Source organism: Thermosulfuriphilus sp. (assembly GCF_054026695.1).
In genome coordinates this window covers 1-18143 of sequence record NZ_JBPMLP010000049.1, presented here as the reverse complement: position 1 = coordinate 18143, position 18143 = coordinate 1, and the positions used below count along the sequence as shown (strand labels likewise).

Sequence of the window (18143 nt, the reverse complement as noted above, 5' to 3'; positions counted from 1 at the left end):
CAGCCCTAATGTCGTTTACCAACGGGAGGGTAATCATACCGTCTGTGCGGACAATGATTTCACTACGAGAAAGATCAGGCTCGTGCCAGACAAGAATCTCCAAAACATCTCCAGGACCAATGGTATAAGGGGCCTCTTTTTCAGCCCATACAAATCCACCAGAAAACAAGAAAAGGAATACCAATCCCTGAATTCCTAGACTCTTCAGGTCTTTTATGATCATCTATCCTCCTCCAGAGATTTTCTCATTCTAGCGAGATATTCTTCCCATTCTATCGGCAAAAGATACTTTTTCTTGGTGTTACATTCCTTGCAGGCCGGAACAAGGTTTTCCTTGACCGAAACCCCTCCCCTTGAAAGGGGGATCACATGATCCATGGTCAATTCTGAAGGATGGACTCTCCGGCCGCAGTAGTGACATCGGCCACTGGCACAACGTCTTCGCCACCAGCGAGTGGCCCGAAGACGTCTGGCCTTCTGCTTCTCCCTCTTGATATGTTCTTCATCGACAAAAAACATGTTTTTTTATTTTACTTCTTCGGCCAACTCCTGGGAACGGCGGGTAGCAGCCTCCACGGCCTCAAAGATGATACCTTTAAACCCGGCCCGTTCCATCTCCTTAAGACCAGCAATAGTCGTCCCGCCAGGAGAGGTAACCATAGCCTTTAATTGATAGGGATCCTTAGACGTCTCCTTGGCCAGACGAGCAGCTCCCAAAACGGTTTGGATGGCCAATCTCTCGGCCTGAGGCCTAGGCAGACCGACCCTTACCCCAGCATCTATAAGCCCCTCAATAAAAGCAAACACATAGGCAGGTCCCGAGCCCGACAGGCCAGTGACGGCATCAAGATAGGCCTCTGGAAGGGAGAGGGCCTCTCCAATGGCCGAAAAAATATTCATGGCTGCGTCAAGGTCTTCTTCTGTAGCTGCCTTTCCCGGAGAAAGGACGCTCATGGCCTCAAGAACAAGGGCCGGAGTGTTGGGCATGACACGGACAACTCTTGTTCCCTCAGGAAGTTTGCCTTCAAGAAAGGAAAGGGGGATCCCGGCAGCAATGGAAATTATAAGATGATCTGCCGTTACCTCCGGAGCTATCTCCTCCAACACTCGGGCCATAACCTGAGGTTTTACCGCCAGAATTATGATTCTCGTCCGGACAAGAATCTCCCTGTTTTCCGAGGAGACATAAACGCCGTAGGTATCCCTCAGGTAAATGCGGCGCCCCTCAAGGGGCTCAGAGACGGCAATGTTCTCTGTGCCTGCTATTCCGCTGGCCAGGATACCCTTAATCAGGGCCTCGGCCATCTGACCTCCACCAATAAAACCAATCTTTTCCATATTATCCCCCTGTAACTATTAATTTCTTCTCTCCTAGCACTTAGGCCTCTAGATAACAAGAAACAGAAGAAAAATTTTAAATTGACAAATAGCCAAAATTAGCTAAAAAGGGGCTTCTATTTTTAAAAGAACAGGAGTCTATCCATGAAACCAGAAGAGTGTGTCATTTACCACAGTGGCCTCAAAGGAGCTGAGACCTGTTTTGGAGAGTTGGCCCAGAGAACAGGAGTCAAAGAAGTCGTTTTTACTTACAAAGGGCATCGTCCTGATAGGGCCCAAAATCTGACTGTCCTCTCCGAAGAAGAACTTAAACGAGGCGATATAAGTATGGAGTTGGTCTCCCGGATGATGAAGAGAAATTATGCCAAACCAGATAAAATCCGAAAGATCCTTCAGGTTATCTTCCATATGGTCAACAAGGGCTATCAGGTCTTCATCGTGGGAGAGATCCTCGACAACGACACAGTAAAAGGGGGGACTGGCTGGGCTGCAGAGCTAGCCAAACTTTTCAATCGCCCCCTTCATGTTTTTGATCAGAAGAAAAGGACTTGGTTTAGCTGGAAGGAGGGGCGTTGGGTCGAAGACAGCCCCCGGATTCAGTATCCTACCTTTGTAGGTACAGGAACCCGTCATCTTACAGAGGAAGGACAAAAGGCCATAGAGGAACTCTTTCAAAGATCCTTTAAATAAAAAAGAAAAGGGCCGGCATCTGCCGGCCCTTTTCAGACTTAATCCTCTACAGATATCAAGGGCCTGATCTTCTCAAGCTTTTTGGCCCCGATACCTTTTACCTTAAGAAGGTCATCTACCGACTTAAACGGTCCATGGACTTGGCGATAATCAACTATGGCCTGGGCAGTTTTGGGACCGATTCCAGGCAACAAGTCAAGCTCTGAAACTGTAGCCTTATTGATGTTAGTCCCCGCTGCCCAAACACCGGTTAAAAGAAAGACTATCAGGAAAAAGACGATCCCTAAGACCTGAAGCTTCTTCATCCTACCCACCTCCATCTTAGATTTAGATTGAAAATAAGTTGATATTCATATCGGCTGGAGTTTTGGGGGACTAAAGGTCAAAAATCAGAAAGGAAATTAAAGAAATAAAAAAAGGCCGCATGATGCGGCCTTTTTAAATTTCTCCTGGAGCGGGAAACGGGATTTGAACCCGCGACATCCACCTTGGCAAGGTGGCGCTCTACCACTGAGCTATTCCCGCTCCCTAAAAGCGCTATAAATTATATAGCCTGAGATCAGTCTCTGTCAACCGGCTCTAAGAGTCCTTCTTCTCTGAGGCCTCTTTGGGTTCCCCGGCCTCTTTGATCTCAGAGGTAGCCTCCACCGAAGATTCCGGCCCGACTCTCACCGATCCTTCGGTTGTCTGAAGAGACCCTTTTGTCTCGAGATCGGAAACTTCTCCGCTCTCTGAAGCCTCGGAGGCTGTGGTTTTAGGTTCTTCAGCTACCTTGGGCTCACTTACCTTCGGGGCCATCGAAGGCTGGGATTTTGGACGGCTACGCCTTTTGCGAGACAACGACTCCGTCACCAACTCGATTACTACCAACGGGGCCCCATCGCCCCGGCGAAAACCATATTTAATAATCCGGGTATATCCTCCGTTTCGATCGAGATACCTCTCCCTTATCTCCGTAAAGAGACGCCTGACTACCGCCTTGTCTCGGATAACAGCCAAGGCCTGACGCCGGGCATGTAAAGTGCCTTTTTTGGCCAAGGTCACCATCCTGTCGGCTAGACGACGTAATTCTTTAGCCTTGGCCTCGGTAGTTACCAGACGCTCATGCTCAAAGAGAGAGGTAACCATATTCCGCAACATGGCCTGCCGGTGTGAGGAAGTCCGGCCTAATCTCCGACTAACTTTCCTGTGTCTCATTAGGAAACACCTTCCTTATCCTTGGTCTCTTCTTTATCCTGGGAAGGAGGGGTCCAGTTGTCCAGCTTCATCCCAAACTTAAGCCCCATAGAGGCCAAGATCTCTTTGATCTCGTTGAGTGACTTACGGCCGAAGTTTTTGGTTTTAAGCATCTCGGCCTCGGTCTTCTGAACTAGCTCTCCGATATAGTTTATATTGGCATTCTTTAGGCAATTGGCTGAACGGACAGAAAGCTCAAGTTCATCTACGCGTCTGTTGAGGTGCTCCAGATACGAAGGGGCCTCCTCCTCGGCCTCTTCGGCCGTAGCCGGCTCCGCCGTAGCCTCATCAAAATTTATAAAGATGTTGAGCTGTTCCTTAAGGATTTTGGCCGCATAGGCTACAGCATCATCTGCAGAAACAGTCCCATCTGTCCAAACCTCAAGAACTAAACGGTCAAAGTCAGTGATCCGACCTACCCGGGCCAAGGTAACGTTGAAGTTAACCTTTTTTATCGGTGAAAAGATCGCATCTATGGGGATGACCCCGATAGGTGTCTCCTCTTCTTTGTTCCGCTCTGCCGGAACATAACCCTTACCCCACTTGACAACCATTTCCATCTTCAGACGGCCATCCTTGGTAAGGGTAGCCAAGTAGTGGTCAGGGTTCATGATTTCAATTTCTTCATCCGTCTGAATATCTCCCGCCTTGACCTCCGCCGGACCCTTCTTATCTAAAAAAATAGTCTTGGGAGCCTCACGGAGCATCTTTATCCTGACTCCTTTGAGGTTGAGGACTATGTCGGTGATATCCTCCACCACACCGGGGAGGCTAGTAAACTCGTGCTCCACCCCTTCTATCTTCACGGAGGTAATGGCCGCACCTTGCAAAGAAGAAAGAAGAACTCGCCTCAGAGCGTTCCCCAGGGTGACTCCAAACCCTCTCTCAAGGGGCTCGATCACAAACTTCCCATAATGAGGAAGCTGACTGTCTTCATCTATTACTAAACCCTTGGGCCTGATTAACTCCCGCCAGTTCCGATAAAATGGAATCTTGTGTTCAGACATAAGCCTCTTTTCTCACCCCTTTTATCGTGAGTAGAACTCAACGATGAGCTGTTCCTGGATGGGCATTGTTATATCTTCCCTTACCGGAAAGGCCTTGACCGTCCCTTTAAAGGCCTCTGGCTCAAACTCTAACCACTGCGGTACTCCCCTTCTGGCCACACCTTCCAGGGCCTCCTTAACAAAGGGGTTTTGACGACTCTTTTCCTTGACCTCTATGACATCTCCTATCTTAACCAGGAAGGAAGGGATATCGACCTTTCGCCCATTGACCAGAATATGACCGTGACGGACAAGCTGCCGGGCCTGACGCCTGGAGCTGGCAAACCCCAGCCGATAAACAACATTATCCAGACGGCGCTCAAGAAGGACTAAGAGGTTAGTTCCAGTTAGACCCCTGCGCCGGTCGGCCTCATCAAAATAGCGCCGGAACTGTTTTTCAGACAATCCGTACATTCTTTTAACCTTTTGCTTTTCCCGCAACCGAATCCCGTAGTCAGACATCTTGGCCCGAACCTGAGCCTGACCATGCTGCCCCGGTGGATAGCTCCTCCTCTCAAAGGAACACTTATCTGTATAGCAACGCTCCCCTTTTAGGTAGAGCTTCATCCCTTCCCGACGACACAAACGACACCTTGGTCCTAAATACCGACCCAAAACACAGCCCTCCTTATCTGAAAAATAGGACTACACCCGTCTTCTCTTAGGCGGGCGACAACCATTATGGGGGATAGGAGTAACGTCCTTGATCAGGGTAATCTGGAAACCGGCCGCCTGTAAGGCCCTCAAGGCCGCCTCACGCCCCGGACCAGGGCCCTTAACATAGACCGCCACTTTCCTCATTCCCTGATCCTGAGCCTTCCGAGCAGCAGCCTGAGCCGCCAACTGGGCGGCATAGGGTGTCCCCTTACGAGACCCTTTAAAACCTTCCGTGCCCCCGCTGGCCCAGGCTACCGTATTGCCCTGCTTATCGGTGATGGTGACGATGGTATTATTAAAAGAGGCCTGAATGTGGGCCACTCCCTCGGGGATATTCTTCTTTTCTCTTTTACGACGTTTTCTGGCCATATATCTCCCTCACCTATTTACCTTTCTTCCTCTTACCAATAATAGAACGACGAGGCCCCTTTCTGGTTCGGGCATTAGAGCGGGTCTTCTGACCCCTTACAGGTAGCCCCAGACGGTGTCTCAAACCTCGATAACACCCCATATCCATCAGACGCTTGATATTCATAGAGACTTCACGACGAAGGTCACCCTCAACCTTATATTCATGTTCAATTATAGAACGGATTTTGGTCAATTCCTCGTCGGTAAGATCCTTGGTCTTTTTGTTCCAATCCACACCAGCTTCAGTAAGAATTTTCTGGGCCAGAGTGTGGCCAATACCATAAATGTAGGTAAGAGCGATACAAATCTTCTTATTATCTGGGACATCTACTCCGGCAATCCGAGGCAAGACTCTCCTCCTCCTTTATCCCTGTCTTTGTTTATGACGCGGGTTCTCACAAATAACCCGGACGATTCCCTTACGCTTGATGATCCGACACTTACGACAACGTCTTTTAACCGATGCCCTGACCTTCATGGTTGTGCCTCCCAAACAAACTCTCCGGGGCCGCTACATACCACAGTCTCAAAGATTCTACCAGCCCCTTACTGAGGCTTCTTGCCTCGATAAACAATCCTTCCCCGCGTCAGATCATAGGGGGAAAGTTCTACAGTCACCCTGTCTCCTGGAAGGATTCTGATATAGTGCATTCTCATCCGCCCGGAAATATGGGCCAAGACCTTGTGGCCGTTGTCTAACTCAACCCTAAACATGGCGTTGGGCAAGGTTTCAACCACTGTTCCTTCAACTACAATGGCCTCTTCCTTAGGCATTCTCTTATTCCTCCAGCCGGCTCAAAATTTGTGGCCCCTTAGCAGTAATAGCGACCGAATGTTCAAAATGGGCCGAAAGACTGCGATCTTTGGTTACTGCGGTCCAACCATCGGCCAATATCTCCACCTCAGATCCCCCAACATTAACCATAGGCTCAATAGCGATTACCATCCCCGGCTGAAGCCTGGGCCCCTTGCCCGGACGCCCAAAATTCGGCACCTCCGGACCCTCATGGAGAGAACGTCCCACTCCATGGCCCACAAACTGCCGGACCACTGAAAAACCATGGGCCTCGGCATGGCGCTGGATAGCAGCCGATATATCCTGGACCCGGTTGCCAAAGCGGGCCCGATCAATAGCCAGATCTAGACACTCCCTGGTCACCTTGATAAGCCTAGCCGCCTCTTCTGAAATCCGGCCCACAGGGATCGTCACCGCCGCATCTCCCACATAGCCATCGTAGATGGCCCCAAAATCAAGGCTCACGATATCACCTTCCCGCAGGATCCGCTCCCTGGAGGGAATCCCGTGGACCACTTCTTCGTTTATGGAGACACAAAGGCTAAAGGGGAACCCTCGATAGCCCTTAAAGGCCGGGAGGGCCCCCTTTTCTCGCACCCATTCATCGGCCAGCCGATCAAGATCCCAGGTACTTATTCCTGGAGCAATCACCTCCCGCAGCTTGGCCAGAATCTCGGCAACAATACTATTGGCCACCCGGAGTTTTTCTATCTCCCAGGGGGCTTTAAGTATTATTCCTCTGGCCGTACCCTTCATAGCTGGCCATCTGACAAGCCCCGGCTAGCCCAAGACCTGACATATCCTCTCAAAGATTTCATCAATGCTACCCAAGCCATCTATCCGCCGGAGTAGTCCTTTGCCCTCGTAGTAATCAACCAAAGGCTTTGTCTGATCGTTATAAACCTTTAAGCGATTGCGAACAGTCTCTTCGGTGTCATCGTCTCGCTGATAGAGTTCCCCTCCACAAACATCACACTTACCCTCAACCTTAGGAGGCTTAAATATTACATGATACATCATCCCACACTGCTTACAAGTCCGCCGCCCGGTAAGCCTCTTGACAAGCTCCTCTTCAGGAACATCGATGAGGATTACATGGTCGATCTTACGACCCATCTTCTCAAGAAGCTTATCCAGGGCCTCGGCCTGAGGAACCGTCCGCGGAAAACCATCGAGCATGAATCCTTTTTCACAGTCTGCCTGGGAAAGACGTTCCTCTACCATCCCGATGACGATCTCATCTGGTACCAACTGGCCTTTGTCCATATACTCCTTGGCCTTTTTCCCCAGTTCGGTTTGGTTTTTAAGGTGTTCCCGAAACATATCTCCAGTAGAAATCTGGGGAATTCCGTACTTTTCAACCAGCCTTTTGGCCTGAGTCCCCTTACCAGCACCTGGCGGTCCCAAGAGAATAATGTTCATGGCCCCCTCCTTAAAGCTGAGATTTTAGCGACGGCCCCTGAGCCGCCCCTGCTTCATGAAGCCCTCATAGTGGCGGGTAATCAGATGGGATTCAATCTGGGCCATGGTATCCATGGCAACCCCAACCACAATGAGGAGCGCCGTACCACCAAAGTAAAAAGGCACGTTAAACTTGGTTATCAAAATGGCTGGCAAAACGCAAATAGCCGAGACATAAATAGCCCCGATAACAGTGATCCTGGTCAAAACCCGATCAATAAATTCCGCTGTGGGCCTTCCTGGCCGGATACCTGGGATATAGCCTCCATACTTTTGAAGGTTTTCAGCTACCTCTTCGGGATTGAAGATAATTGCCGTGTAGAAGAAACAGAAAAAGACTATGAGAGCCACATAAAGGGCCTCATAGAGAAAAGACCCCGGCCTTAACTGATTGGCCAAGGTCTGCATAAACTCAAAGGGAACAAAGTTGGCGATGGTGGCCGGAAACATAATAATTGAGGAGGCAAAGATCGGAGGGATAACTCCAGACATATTGACCTTTAAGGGCAAATGGGTTGTCTGCCCCCCATACACTGTCCGCCCCACCGTCCGGCGGGCATAGTGAATGGGAATACGCCGTTGCGCCCGCTCCATAAAGACAATAAAGGCCACCACGGCCACCATCATTACCAACAGAAAGAGCATCAGGGCTGGGTTGATCTCTCCGGTTTTCATAAGACGGAAAGTATTGATGATAGCCGAAGGCATCCGAGCCACAATACCAGCAAAGATAATCAGGGAGATACCGTTCCCTATTCCATGTTCCGTGATTTGTTCTCCCAACCACATAAGAAAAACCGTACCTGTGGTCAGGGTAAGAGTGGTCATCAGCCGAAATTCCCAGCCAGGGTTAAGGACTATCATCTGTCCATTGGGACCGGTCATACTCTCTAGACCAATGGCAATCCCCATACCCTGAACCAGACTAATGGCCACCGTAAGATATCGAGTATAAAAGGCCATCTTCCGGCGACCTTCTGGACCTTCTTTTTTGAGCTGCTCCAGAGTAGGAATAACCACCGTGAGCAATTGGAGGATAATAGAGGCACTAATATAAGGCATGATCCCTAAGGCGCAGACCGACAAACGCCTTAGGGCCCCTCCAGAGAACATATCTACAAAACCAAAAAGGGTACTACCAGCCCGGCTAAAAAGGGCCATCAGGGCGTCGGCATTGATTCCCGGAGTAGGCACTTGGACGGCAATCCGATAGACGGCCAGGGCCAGAAGAGTGAAGAAAATCCGACGCCTCAGTTCTGGAATATTACCCAGGCTCTGAATGCCTGCCGCCATTAATTAGCCCTCCACAAGCTCAATTTGCCCGCCGGCGGCCTGGATCTTCTCCTGGGCCGTCTTACTGACCTTGTGGACCTTCAGGATTATCGGAAAAGAGATCTCCCCATCTCCTAATACTTTAACCCTCAAGGCCTTCCCTTTGAGTAACCGGACCCTCTTTAAGGCCTCAAGATCAACGATATCCCCTTCAGAGAACTTAGCGGCAAGATCACGTATATTGACGATAGCGTACTCCACACGGAAACGGGCATTATTAAACCCCCGCTTGGGAAGAAGGCGGATAAGAGGCATCTGCCCCCCTTCAAACCAAGGTGGCACTCCACCGCCACTTCGAGAGCGTTGACCTTTCTGGCCCCGACAAGAGGTCTTACCGTGGCCAGATCCCGGCCCGCGCCCTACGCGCTTCTCCCTCTTTCGGGACCCTAAAGATGGCTTAAGATTGGAAAGATTGATCATACTTCCCCCTCGACTCGAAGCAGATAACGGACCTTATTTATCATTCCTCTTATGGCCGGGGTGTCCGGCAGACAGACCGTCTTATGCATCCGAGTAAGCCCCAGGCCACGTAAAGTCTGACGATGTTTTTTGGTACGCCCATTAGGGCTTTTTATCAAGGTGACTTTGAGAACCTTGTCCATCTTCAAAGTAGCCTCCTTAGGCAGCAATCTCCTCCAAGGATTTACCGCGCTTTTGAGCGACCATTTCGGCACTTTCCAACTGAGAGAAGGCATGGAAAACCGCCTTGACCACGTTATGGGGATTAGTACTATTTAGGCACTTGGTGAGAATGTTCTTGATCCCCACGGCATCCATAATGGCCCGCACCACACCACCGGCAATGACCCCGGTTCCCGGGGAAGCCGGTTTGAGGATTACCTGGGCCGAACCGTATTCCCCCAACACCTCATGAGGAATAGTTCCTTGAACTATGGGCACCTCGACCATGTTTTTCTTGGCCTTATCCAGGGCCTTTCTTATGGCATCAGGAACCTCGGGGGCCTTACCTAGAGCATAACCTACCCGGCCCTCCCCGTTCCCTACAACAACAATGGCCGCAAATCGAAAACGACGTCCGCCTTTATGCACCTTGGCCACTCGGTTAATGAAAATAATCTTCTCAATCAGATTCTCCAGGTTCTCTCGTCCTTCTACCAAAGCCTTCCCTCCTCAAAGCCATCTTAAAATTCAAGGCCACCTTCTCGGGCCCCTTCGGCCAAGGCCCTTACCCGACCATGGTATCGATAGCCTCCACGATCAAAGCACACTTTGGTAATTCCCTTCTCCTTGGCCAGTTTGGCCAGATGCTCTCCCACAGCCTTGGCCAAGGCCACCTTCCCCTGACCTTTAAGTTCCAGAAGACGCTCTCTTAAATCCTTAGAAAGAGTTGAGGCCGCTACTAATGTCCGACCTTCTTCATCGTTTATGATCTGGGCATAAATGTGTTTGGCGCTCCGGAAGACACAGAGCCGGGGCCGCTCAGCTGTGCCAAATATCTTTTTACGAATCCTTTTTTTACGCCGTAGTCTGGCCAATAATTTTTTGTTTGTCCGTACCATTTGTTCACCTCTCCCGCGACAGAGATCCTATACCCTGCCGACTTTTCTAACCTCCCTATTTGCCAGCCTTACCAGCCTTTCTAACGATGACCTCATCTGAATAACGAATCCCCTTCCCTTTGTAAGGCTCTGGAGGTCTTATAGCCCTTATTTTAGCTGCCGTAAGGCCCACCCGCTCTTTATCAATACCCTCAAGAACTATACGGGCCTGAACATCACCAGTTCCCTTATCTACCTTAGCACTTATCCCCTCAGGCAGAGAAAACTCCACCGGATGAGAATAGCCTACATTTAAAACCAGGGTATTGCCCTTAATCTCCGCCCGATAACCAAGGCCAACAATATCAAGGATCCTTTGGAACCCCTTGGTTACCCCGATAACCATATTGTTGATAAGGGCCCGATACAGACCTTGAAAGGCCCCAGCCTTACGGCGAAGCCTCTTTCGGATCTGCCGGGGATTGACCTTGATCTGTCCTTCTTCTACCACTATCTCCACCAAAGGATGAAGGGGCCGGGAAAGACGGCCCTTGGGGCCTTCAATGATGATTTCTTCCTCCGTCAGGGTCACCTTGACCCCCTCAGGGATCGGTATAGGTCTGCGTCCAATTCGCGAAAGCATCTTCTCGCCCTCCCTTTACCAAACGGCGCAAATTACCTCGCCACCGACCCCGATTTTTCTGGCCTCGTGATCGGTCATTATTCCTCGAGAGGTACTAATGATGGCAATCCCAAAACCGTTGCGAATCTTGGGAAGTTCATCTTTGGCCCGATAGATTCTGCGACCCGGCTTACTGATCTTTTTAAGACCAGCAATGATAGGTCTCCTGTCGGCATTATATTTAAGCTGAATTCGAATAAGGCCCTGAGGAGGTTGGTTGATGAACTTGTATCCGGCGATGTAGCCCTCCTCAGCTAGAATTTTGGCAATGGCCAACTTCATCTTTGAGGCCGGCACCTCGACATATTCATGCCTGGCGATACAGGCATTACGAATACGGGTCAGCATGTCAGCAATAGGATCCGTCATGGACATAGACTTTCACCTCTACCAACTGGCTTTCCTCACCCCAGGGATCTTCCCCTCTGAGGCAAGCTTTCGAAAACACAAACGACAACAGCCAAATTTTCTCAAGAAAGCCCGCGGGCGGCCACATATAGGGCAACGATTGCGCTGACGGACCGCAAACTTGGGCTTCCGACGGGCCTTGACCATATGACAAGTTCTTGCCACCTTACAACCTCCTATCTCCGAAAGGGCATCCCCAGGAGAGCCAAAAGTTCCTTGGCCTCCTCATCAGTCTCAGCAGTGGTAACGATGGTTACATTCATGCCCTTTACTTTGTCAATGGTGTTGTAATCAACCTCAGGGAAGATGATGTGCTCTTTGATCCCCAAAGTATAGTTGCCACGGCCATCAAAGGAGTGGGGAGATATCCCTCGAAAATCTCGAACCCGAGGCAAGGCTACATGGATCAATTTGGTCAGGAAATCCCACATCCGCCCCTTACGCAGGGTAACCGAAACCCCAATAGGCATCCCCGCCCGAAGTTTAAAAGCGGCAATGGACTTTTTGGCCCGCCTGATCACAGGCCTCTGACCAGCAATCATGGCCAACTCTGCCATGGCCGAATCAATGATCTTGGGGTTCTGGATAGCCTCCCCCAACCCCATATTGAGAACGATCTTCTCCAGCCGCGGCACCTGCATGGGGTTCTTGTAGCCAAATTTCTCCATCAGTTTAGGAACACACTCTTTCTGATACAGTTCTTTAAGCCACGGCATAAACGCTACTCCTTGGCCTCTATTATCTCCCCGCACTTTTTACAAATGCGGACTTTAGTGCCGTCTTCGAGAAACTTCCTCCCGACCCGGACACCTCTCATACACTTAGGACAGACTATCATCAGGTTAGAAACATGAACCGGTGCTGGCTTCTCAACAATCCCCCCTTGAGAATAAGGAGTGGGGCGCAGATGTCTTTTGACAATGTTTACCCCTTCGACAACTGCCCGCTGGCGATTCGGCAAAACCTCCAATACCCGACCTATCTTGCCCCTATCCTTCCCCCGACGGACCAGAACTCGATCATTCTTCCTGACGTGAAGCTTAACCCTAGCCATAAAAACTCCTCCTAAAGAACCTCTGGGGCAAGAGATATAATCTTCATAAAATTACGGGCCCTGAGTTCCCGGGCCACCGGACCAAAGATACGAGTTCCTACTGGCTCTCCATACTGATTAATGAGAACAGCTGCATTCTCATCAAAACGAATATAGCTACCATCAGAGCGAGGGGTCTCTTTGGCCGTGCGGACCACTACCGCCCGGACAACGTCCCCCTTCTTGACCTTAGAGTTTGGCAGGGCCTCTTTGACCGAGGCAACAATAACATCCCCGATCCGGGCATAACGTCGCCTTGTCCCGCCCAGAACCCGAATACATAAGAGCTTTTTGGCCCCAGAGTTATCCGCTACGTTGAGATAGGTTTCCTGTTGGATCATCTTCCCACACCCCTTTTGCCTACTCGATCACCTTGGCCCGTTCTAGGATCTGACGAACACGCCATCTCTTGTGACGGGAAAGCGGGCGAGTCTCCTCAATAAGAACACGATCACCGGCCCGACAGGCATTTTCTTCATCATGGGCCATATATTTCTTACGCCGCCGAATATACTTTCCATAGTCAGGATGGCGGACCAAACGCTCCACCATGACTACTACTGTCTTGTCCATCTTGTCACTGACCACCGTACCCACAAAGGTCCTTCTGTTTTTGGAAATTTTCTTCTCTGTCATGGCTCTTGCCTACCTCAGACCTAGTTCTCTTTCCCGGAGGATGGTCTTGATCCGGGCAATATCCTTCTTGATCTCCCGTATCCGCATGGGATTCTCTAGCTGATGGGTCGCTTTCTGAAAACGAAGATTAAAAAGTTCTTCCCTCAGCTCCCGCTCTTTGTCTCTTAGCTCCTCTTCTGACATACCCCGAAGATCCTCCGGCTTCATAGGAGCTCCTCCCGCGAGATGATCTTGCATGGAATAGGAAGTTTATGGGCCGCAAGACGAAGGGCCTCTCTAGCCAGCTCCTCTGGTACTCCCTCTATCTCGTAGATGATTCGCCCCGGTCTGACCACCGCTACCCAGGCATCAACGGCCCCCTTACCCTTACCCATCCGGGTCTCGGCTGGCTTTCTGGTAATAGGCTTGTCAGGAAATACCCTTATCCAGACCTTGGCCCCCCTTTTGACACAACGAGTGATAGCAATACGACCAGCCTCTATCTGCTGAGCAGTGAGCCAACAGGCCCCCAAAGCCTTCAGACCATAGTCTCCAAAGGTCAAACGATAACCCCGGGATTCAACCCCTCTCATCCGACCTTTCTGTCTCTTACGATATTTGACCTTCCTCGGCTGAAGCATGGTTAATCCCCTTAAATCCTTAGTTCTAAATGTTCTTCCTTCTCAGGGAGAACTTCTCCCTTAAATATCCAGACCTTGACTCCAATAACCCCATAGGTGGTAAAAGCCTCGGCGAAACCGTAATCCACATCCGCCCGCAAGGTATGAAGAGGCACCCGGCCTTCACGATACCACTCCCGACGGGCGATCTCAGCCCCCCCAAGACGACCAGCACACTGAACCCGAATCCCCCCAGCCCCAAAACGCATAGCCAAACCTACAGCCCGCTTCATCGCCCGACGAAAGGAAATCCTTCGTTCAAGCTGTAAGGCAATATTTTCAGCCACCAGCTGGGCATCAAGCTCTGGACGCCTCACCTCCTGGATATCAATAAAGACTTCCTTGCCAGTCATGTTTTGGAGTTCACGTCTTAGGGCCTCTATCTCGGCACCTTTTTTGCCAATAACGATCCCCGGCCTAGCGGTATGAATCTTGATTCGAATTTTGTTGGCCGCCCGTTCGATCTCAATCCGCGAAATCCCTGCATGGTAGAGTTTCTTTTTAATATGGCGCCGAATAGTGTAATCTTCATAGACCAACTGTGGAAAATCCTTCTCGGCATACCACCGGGAATCCCAATTCCTGGTTATCCCAATCCTCAAACCTATAGGATTGACTTTATGACCCAAGGCGTTCCTCCTTACTTTTCATCTAGGATGACCGTAATATGGCTGAGACGTTTGATAATTGGAAAGGCCCTTCCCATAGCCCGAGGCCGATAACGCTTAAGCCTGGGGCCCTCATTGACATAGATCTTCTTAATGTAAAGAGAGTCTACATCTATTTGAGGATTCTGTTCAGCATTGGCAATGGCGCTCAGAAGCACCTTCTTTACCAGCCGAGCCCCCTTTTTGGGCATAAAAGACAGGATGGCCAGGGCCTCCCCCACAGGCTTACCCCGAACAGCATCCACCACTAACCGAGCCTTATAGGGAGAAATTCGAACATATTTAGCAGTTGCCCGCGCCTCCATAACCAGACACCTCGCTTTTTACCTTTTACCCTTGACCTTGCTTTTGTCTGCGGCGTGGCCGTGATAGGTCCGGGTGGGAGCAAATTCCCCCAGCTTATGGCCCACCATGTTCTCGGTAATGTAGACCGGAATAAATTTCCGACCATTATGAACCGCAAAGGTCATCCCTACCATCTCTGGAATAATGGTTGACCGGCGGCTCCAGGTCTTAATTACCCGGGTATCACCCGACTCTCGAGCCTGGCGGACCTTCTTGAGAAGATGTTCATCAATAAAAAATCCCTTTTTTCTAGACCGTGGCATATCGACACCTCTTACTTACGGCGCTTTAAGATGAATTTGTCGCTCGGTTTCTTGCCTCGAGTCTTAAGACCCTTGGCCAACTGCCCCCATGGAGAACAAGGATGGCGTCCACCAGAGCTGCGCCCTTCTCCACCACCCAAAGGGTGATCTACGGGATTCATAGCCACCCCCCGAACATGAGGACGCCAGCCCATCCAGCGATAACGACCAGCTTTACCAATGCTTACGTTCTCATGGTCAAGGTTGCCGACCTGCCCCACCGTGGCCCGGCACTCCCGGTGGATAAGACGAATCTCCCCTGAGGGAAGTTTAATGTGAACGTAGTCCCCTTCCTTAGCCATCACCTGAGCAGCAGCTCCGGCGGCCCTAACCAACTGCCCCCCTTTCCCGGGACGCAGTTCGATATTATGGATCAGGGTTCCTAGAGGAATGTTCTTAAGAGGTAGACAGTTTCCAGGTTTGATATCTACCTGCTCTCCGCTCATAACCGTCTCGCCCACCTTGAGCCCTAGAGGAGCCAAGATGTAGCGTTTTTCTCCATCGGCATAGTGAAGCAGGGCAATTCTCGCAGAACGGTTAGGGTCATATTCCAGGGCTGCAACCTTAGCCGGAACCCCATCTTTGTTGCGCTTAAAGTCGATTTTCCGATAAAGCCTCTTGTGACCTCCTCCACGGTGTCTGGCTGTTATCCGACCATAGACATTACGCCCCCCGGTCTTTTTCAGAGGCTCCACCAGACTGCGCTCCGGCTCCTTTTTAGAGAGCTCCGGATCTACCAGATAGCTCTGAAAACGCCTGCCCGGAGAAGTCGGTTTACATTTCTTAATGGGCATACTCTTACCCCCTAAACGGTCTCAAAGAACTCAATACTGTGGCCAGGAGCCAGCCTGACGATGGCCTTTTTATAAGAGGAACGCCGCCCGGCAAAACGCCCCAGCCTCTTAGGCTTACCCTTGACAATAATTGTCTGGACGTCCTCTACGGCCACCTTAAAGATCTCTTCTACAGCCTTTTTAATCTCTATCTTGTTGGCCGTTCTGGCCACTTCAAAACAAACCTGGTTGGCCTCTTCTTTCTGACGAAGGGCCTTTTCGGTAATCAACGGCCGGATGATAATATCCCGTGCGTTTTTCATTTTTTAGCCAACCTCTCTTCAATCTTGGGGATAGAGTCACGATGGAGGATCAAGTAATCGTAGCGAATAATATCGTAAACATTAAGCCCCTCAATACGCAAAACCTTAACAGTCGGCAGATTTCTGGCCGACTTCTCCAGATTCTCATCCGGCTGGGGGGTTACCACCAAGGCGTTTTCCACCCCTAGGTTCCTGAGGATCTCGGCAAACTTCTTTGTCTTAATCTCCGTTAGGCCAAAGTCATCGATCACCAAGATCTTATCTCCGCCGAGTTTGGCCGAAAGGGCCATTTTAAGGGCCGCTCGTCGAACACCTTTAGGAAGGGAAAAACTCCAATCTCGGGGCCTAGGACCGTGAACCACCCCGCCACCTACCCAGATGGGAGAACGGATGCTTCCGTGACGGGCCCGCCCTGTGCCTTTCTGACGCCAGGGCTTGCGTCCACCGCCGGAGACCTCTCCTCTCGTCTTAGTACAGGCCGTACCAGCCCGTCTTTTGGCCAGCTGCCAGACCACCACTTGATGAATAACTCCCTCTTTTACCGGACGGGCGAAGATATCGTCACTGACCTCAATCTGACCAATTTTTTCTTTCTTGACGTTGTAGACGTCCAAAACTGCCATGATGCCACCCCTAGCGCTGTTTATAGATCATAACAAGCCCGTTTACCGGACCAGGAACCGCCCCCTTGACCAAGACCAAATTTTTCTCTGGCAGCACATCGGCCACAAGAAGGTTTTTAATGGTCACTCGCTCATTTCCATAGTGACCGGGCATTCTCTTCCCCTTGATGACTCGCCCCGGGAAGGTAGAGGCCCCGCTTGATCCCGGACGGCGATGGACTTGTTTAGCGCCATGGCTCATAGGTTGACGCTTAAAGTTCCAGCGTTTAATCGGCCCGGAAAAACCTCGTCCCTTACTGATCCCAGCAACCTTGACCCTTTCAGAGGGAGTAATCCCCAGGTCAACCACAGTAAGCCTTTGGCCAACTTCAAAGGCCTCAGGGTCATCCACCTTAAACTCCTTTATAAAGCGGAATCCCTCTTCCAGCCCTGCCCGCCGCAAGTGGCCAACCATGGGTTTGTTCAGACGAGATAACTTCTGTGGACCAAAACCCAGCTGAAGGGCGTTATAGCCATCTCGCTCCAGGGTCTTCTTCTGGATAACCGTACACGGACCCACTTCAATTATTGTCACCGGGATAACAGTGCCCTCTTCGGTAAAGATCCTGGTCATCCCGAGTTTTTTCCCCATCAGTCCCTCAATGACCGTCATGACTCAACCCACCTCTTATAGTTTGATTTCGACTTCAACGCCTGCCGGAAGTTCTAACTGCATCAGGGCATCTATGGTCTGTTGTGTGGGCTCCAGAATGTCCAAAAGCCTCTTGTGCGTCCGGATTTCAAATTGCTCGCGGGAATTTTTGTCTATATGGGGCGAGCGTAACACCGTCCAGCGACTTATAGAAGTCGGAAGCGGAATAGGCCCAGCCACCCTCGCCCCAGTATCCCGAGCTGTCCTTACTATCTCTGCCACTGATTGATCCAAGACCTTATGATCATAGGCCTTGAGTTTTATCCTAATCTTCTGGGTCGGTATCATCATATTGGGACCCTCAACCCCTTGTGCTTTTGTCTCCGTTGGAACAGACCAACTGGAAATTACTCAATAACCTTGGTGACCACACCAGCTCCTACCGTCCGACCACCTTCCCGAATCGCAAACCGCAAACCCTCCTCCATCGCCACAGGCTTGATCAACTGAACCTCTAACTCCACATTGTCACCA

The 18143-nt window shown here is 50.6% G+C and carries 36 protein-coding genes, 1 tRNA gene and 1 pseudogene; 1 reads left to right on the top strand and 37 read right to left on the bottom strand.

Features of this window, described 5'->3' with window-relative positions; translation table 11 throughout:
• From ACXJJX_RS09005 to proC, 3 genes are all read right to left on the bottom strand, one after another.
• Positions 1 to 223 (bottom strand): polysaccharide biosynthesis/export family protein (locus ACXJJX_RS09005; RefSeq protein WP_456434261.1); only part of this gene is annotated, 223 nt, incomplete at its 3' end.
• Complete coding sequence (locus ACXJJX_RS09000; protein ID WP_456434260.1) at positions 220 to 519, bottom strand: HNH endonuclease; 300 nt, start codon at positions 517 to 519, stop codon at positions 220 to 222. The genes ACXJJX_RS09005 and ACXJJX_RS09000, both read right to left, overlap by 4 nt.
• 6 nt (positions 520 to 525) lie before the next feature.
• The gene (proC, locus tag ACXJJX_RS08995) at positions 526 to 1338 is read right to left on the bottom strand and encodes a pyrroline-5-carboxylate reductase (RefSeq protein ID WP_456434259.1); all 813 of its coding nucleotides are present in this window, start codon (positions 1336 to 1338) and stop codon (positions 526 to 528) included.
• A gap of 144 nt (positions 1339 to 1482) precedes the next feature.
• On the opposite strand from proC, the gene ACXJJX_RS08990 reads away from it, so the two are divergent.
• Complete coding sequence (locus ACXJJX_RS08990; protein ID WP_456434258.1) at positions 1483 to 2028, top strand: hypothetical protein; 546 nt, start codon at positions 1483 to 1485, stop codon at positions 2026 to 2028.
• 38 nt (positions 2029 to 2066) lie between these two features.
• On the opposite strand, the gene ACXJJX_RS08985 is transcribed toward ACXJJX_RS08990, so the two are convergent.
• From ACXJJX_RS08985 to ACXJJX_RS08820, 34 genes and pseudogenes are all read right to left on the bottom strand, one after another.
• The gene (locus ACXJJX_RS08985; RefSeq protein ID WP_456434257.1) at positions 2067 to 2333 is read right to left on the bottom strand and encodes a ComEA family DNA-binding protein; all 267 of its coding nucleotides are present in this window, start codon (positions 2331 to 2333) and stop codon (positions 2067 to 2069) included.
• 145 nt (positions 2334 to 2478) lie between these two features.
• Positions 2479 to 2553 (bottom strand) — tRNA-Gly (locus tag ACXJJX_RS08980).
• Between the two features lie 317 nt (positions 2554 to 2870).
• A pseudogene (gene rplQ / locus ACXJJX_RS08975) lies at positions 2871 to 3225 on the bottom strand (50S ribosomal protein L17); the annotation flags it as partial.
• Positions 3225 to 4271: a DNA-directed RNA polymerase subunit alpha gene (locus ACXJJX_RS08970; protein ID WP_456434256.1), complete on the bottom strand. Its 1047-nt coding sequence runs from the start codon at positions 4269 to 4271 to the stop codon at positions 3225 to 3227. The pseudogene rplQ and the gene ACXJJX_RS08970, both read right to left, overlap by 1 nt.
• Positions 4272 to 4292: 21 nt before the next feature.
• A complete protein-coding gene (gene rpsD / locus ACXJJX_RS08965; protein WP_456434255.1) occupies positions 4293 to 4925 on the bottom strand; it encodes a 30S ribosomal protein S4 in 633 nt (210 codons plus the stop codon).
• 30 nt (positions 4926 to 4955) lie between these two features.
• Positions 4956 to 5336, bottom strand: coding sequence for a 30S ribosomal protein S11 (rpsK, locus tag ACXJJX_RS08960; protein WP_166031535.1), 381 nt, complete (start codon positions 5334 to 5336; stop codon positions 4956 to 4958).
• A gap of 13 nt (positions 5337 to 5349) precedes the next feature.
• The gene (gene rpsM / locus ACXJJX_RS08955) at positions 5350 to 5727 is read right to left on the bottom strand and encodes a 30S ribosomal protein S13 (RefSeq protein ID WP_456434254.1); all 378 of its coding nucleotides are present in this window, start codon (positions 5725 to 5727) and stop codon (positions 5350 to 5352) included.
• Positions 5728 to 5742: 15 nt separating this feature from the next.
• Positions 5743 to 5856 (bottom strand): 50S ribosomal protein L36, encoded by a 114-nt coding sequence (rpmJ, locus tag ACXJJX_RS08950; RefSeq protein ID WP_456434253.1) that lies wholly within the window; start codon positions 5854 to 5856, stop codon positions 5743 to 5745.
• A gap of 68 nt (positions 5857 to 5924) precedes the next feature.
• On the bottom strand, positions 5925 to 6152 hold the full coding sequence (infA, locus tag ACXJJX_RS08945; protein ID WP_166031538.1) for a translation initiation factor IF-1: 228 nt from the start codon (positions 6150 to 6152) through the stop codon (positions 5925 to 5927).
• A 4-nt stretch (positions 6153 to 6156) separates the two neighbouring features.
• Entirely contained in the window at positions 6157 to 6930 is a 774-nt protein-coding gene (gene map, locus ACXJJX_RS08940) for a type I methionyl aminopeptidase (RefSeq protein WP_456434252.1), read from the bottom strand.
• A 24-nt stretch (positions 6931 to 6954) separates the two neighbouring features.
• The gene (locus ACXJJX_RS08935; protein WP_456434251.1) at positions 6955 to 7596 is read right to left on the bottom strand and encodes an adenylate kinase; all 642 of its coding nucleotides are present in this window, start codon (positions 7594 to 7596) and stop codon (positions 6955 to 6957) included.
• A gap of 24 nt (positions 7597 to 7620) precedes the next feature.
• A complete protein-coding gene (secY, locus tag ACXJJX_RS08930) occupies positions 7621 to 8928 on the bottom strand; it encodes a preprotein translocase subunit SecY (protein ID WP_456434250.1) in 1308 nt (435 codons plus the stop codon).
• A 3-nt stretch (positions 8929 to 8931) separates the two neighbouring features.
• Positions 8932 to 9387 carry a 50S ribosomal protein L15 gene (gene rplO / locus ACXJJX_RS08925; protein ID WP_456434249.1) on the bottom strand — a complete coding sequence of 152 codons (456 nt, stop codon included), beginning with the start codon at positions 9385 to 9387 and terminating at the stop codon, positions 8932 to 8934.
• Entirely contained in the window at positions 9384 to 9569 is a 186-nt protein-coding gene (rpmD, locus tag ACXJJX_RS08920; protein ID WP_456434248.1) for a 50S ribosomal protein L30, read from the bottom strand. The genes rplO and rpmD overlap by 4 nt, the downstream gene beginning before the upstream one ends.
• Before the next feature lie 16 nt (positions 9570 to 9585).
• Positions 9586 to 10086, bottom strand: coding sequence for a 30S ribosomal protein S5 (gene rpsE / locus ACXJJX_RS08915; RefSeq protein WP_456434247.1), 501 nt, complete (start codon positions 10084 to 10086; stop codon positions 9586 to 9588).
• A 23-nt stretch (positions 10087 to 10109) separates the two neighbouring features.
• Entirely contained in the window at positions 10110 to 10487 is a 378-nt protein-coding gene (rplR, locus tag ACXJJX_RS08910; protein WP_456434246.1) for a 50S ribosomal protein L18, read from the bottom strand.
• A 55-nt stretch (positions 10488 to 10542) separates the two neighbouring features.
• Positions 10543 to 11109, bottom strand: a complete 567-nt coding sequence (rplF, locus tag ACXJJX_RS08905; RefSeq protein ID WP_456434245.1) for a 50S ribosomal protein L6 — start codon at positions 11107 to 11109, stop codon at positions 10543 to 10545.
• A 15-nt stretch (positions 11110 to 11124) separates the two neighbouring features.
• Positions 11125 to 11523 (bottom strand): 30S ribosomal protein S8, encoded by a 399-nt coding sequence (gene rpsH / locus ACXJJX_RS08900; RefSeq protein ID WP_456434244.1) that lies wholly within the window; start codon positions 11521 to 11523, stop codon positions 11125 to 11127.
• 12 nt (positions 11524 to 11535) lie between these two features.
• Positions 11536 to 11721, bottom strand: coding sequence for a type Z 30S ribosomal protein S14 (locus ACXJJX_RS08895; RefSeq protein WP_456434243.1), 186 nt, complete (start codon positions 11719 to 11721; stop codon positions 11536 to 11538).
• 11 nt (positions 11722 to 11732) lie between these two features.
• Entirely contained in the window at positions 11733 to 12272 is a 540-nt protein-coding gene (gene rplE, locus ACXJJX_RS08890) for a 50S ribosomal protein L5 (protein ID WP_456434242.1), read from the bottom strand.
• 5 nt (positions 12273 to 12277) lie between these two features.
• Positions 12278 to 12610 carry a 50S ribosomal protein L24 gene (gene rplX / locus ACXJJX_RS08885; RefSeq protein ID WP_456434241.1) on the bottom strand — a complete coding sequence of 111 codons (333 nt, stop codon included), beginning with the start codon at positions 12608 to 12610 and terminating at the stop codon, positions 12278 to 12280.
• Between the two features lie 11 nt (positions 12611 to 12621).
• Entirely contained in the window at positions 12622 to 12990 is a 369-nt protein-coding gene (gene rplN / locus ACXJJX_RS08880; RefSeq protein ID WP_456434240.1) for a 50S ribosomal protein L14, read from the bottom strand.
• A gap of 19 nt (positions 12991 to 13009) precedes the next feature.
• On the bottom strand, positions 13010 to 13285 hold the full coding sequence (rpsQ, locus tag ACXJJX_RS08875; protein WP_456434239.1) for a 30S ribosomal protein S17: 276 nt from the start codon (positions 13283 to 13285) through the stop codon (positions 13010 to 13012).
• Between the two features lie 9 nt (positions 13286 to 13294).
• On the bottom strand, positions 13295 to 13492 hold the full coding sequence (rpmC, locus tag ACXJJX_RS08870; RefSeq protein ID WP_456434238.1) for a 50S ribosomal protein L29: 198 nt from the start codon (positions 13490 to 13492) through the stop codon (positions 13295 to 13297).
• A complete protein-coding gene (gene rplP / locus ACXJJX_RS08865) occupies positions 13489 to 13905 on the bottom strand; it encodes a 50S ribosomal protein L16 (RefSeq protein ID WP_456434237.1) in 417 nt (138 codons plus the stop codon). The genes rpmC and rplP overlap by 4 nt, the downstream gene beginning before the upstream one ends.
• A gap of 11 nt (positions 13906 to 13916) precedes the next feature.
• Positions 13917 to 14573 carry a 30S ribosomal protein S3 gene (gene rpsC, locus ACXJJX_RS08860; RefSeq protein WP_456434236.1) on the bottom strand — a complete coding sequence of 219 codons (657 nt, stop codon included), beginning with the start codon at positions 14571 to 14573 and terminating at the stop codon, positions 13917 to 13919.
• Between the two features lie 11 nt (positions 14574 to 14584).
• On the bottom strand, positions 14585 to 14917 hold the full coding sequence (gene rplV, locus ACXJJX_RS08855) for a 50S ribosomal protein L22 (RefSeq protein ID WP_456434235.1): 333 nt from the start codon (positions 14915 to 14917) through the stop codon (positions 14585 to 14587).
• Positions 14918 to 14935: 18 nt separating this feature from the next.
• Positions 14936 to 15220 (bottom strand): 30S ribosomal protein S19, encoded by a 285-nt coding sequence (gene rpsS / locus ACXJJX_RS08850; RefSeq protein WP_456434234.1) that lies wholly within the window; start codon positions 15218 to 15220, stop codon positions 14936 to 14938.
• A gap of 11 nt (positions 15221 to 15231) precedes the next feature.
• A complete protein-coding gene (gene rplB / locus ACXJJX_RS08845) occupies positions 15232 to 16053 on the bottom strand; it encodes a 50S ribosomal protein L2 (protein WP_456434233.1) in 822 nt (273 codons plus the stop codon).
• Between the two features lie 11 nt (positions 16054 to 16064).
• Positions 16065 to 16355 (bottom strand): 50S ribosomal protein L23, encoded by a 291-nt coding sequence (gene rplW, locus ACXJJX_RS08840; protein WP_456434232.1) that lies wholly within the window; start codon positions 16353 to 16355, stop codon positions 16065 to 16067.
• Positions 16352 to 16978, bottom strand: coding sequence for a 50S ribosomal protein L4 (rplD, locus tag ACXJJX_RS08835; RefSeq protein WP_456434231.1), 627 nt, complete (start codon positions 16976 to 16978; stop codon positions 16352 to 16354). Before rplD ends, rplW begins: the two co-directional genes overlap by 4 nt.
• Positions 16979 to 16988: 10 nt before the next feature.
• Positions 16989 to 17630 carry a 50S ribosomal protein L3 gene (rplC, locus tag ACXJJX_RS08830; protein ID WP_456434230.1) on the bottom strand — a complete coding sequence of 214 codons (642 nt, stop codon included), beginning with the start codon at positions 17628 to 17630 and terminating at the stop codon, positions 16989 to 16991.
• A 15-nt stretch (positions 17631 to 17645) separates the two neighbouring features.
• Positions 17646 to 17954, bottom strand: a complete 309-nt coding sequence (rpsJ, locus tag ACXJJX_RS08825) for a 30S ribosomal protein S10 (RefSeq protein WP_456434263.1) — start codon at positions 17952 to 17954, stop codon at positions 17646 to 17648.
• A 62-nt stretch (positions 17955 to 18016) separates the two neighbouring features.
• Positions 18017 to 18143: EF-Tu C-terminal domain-related protein (locus ACXJJX_RS08820; protein WP_456434262.1), on the bottom strand; the 127-nt coding region annotated here is incomplete at its 5' end.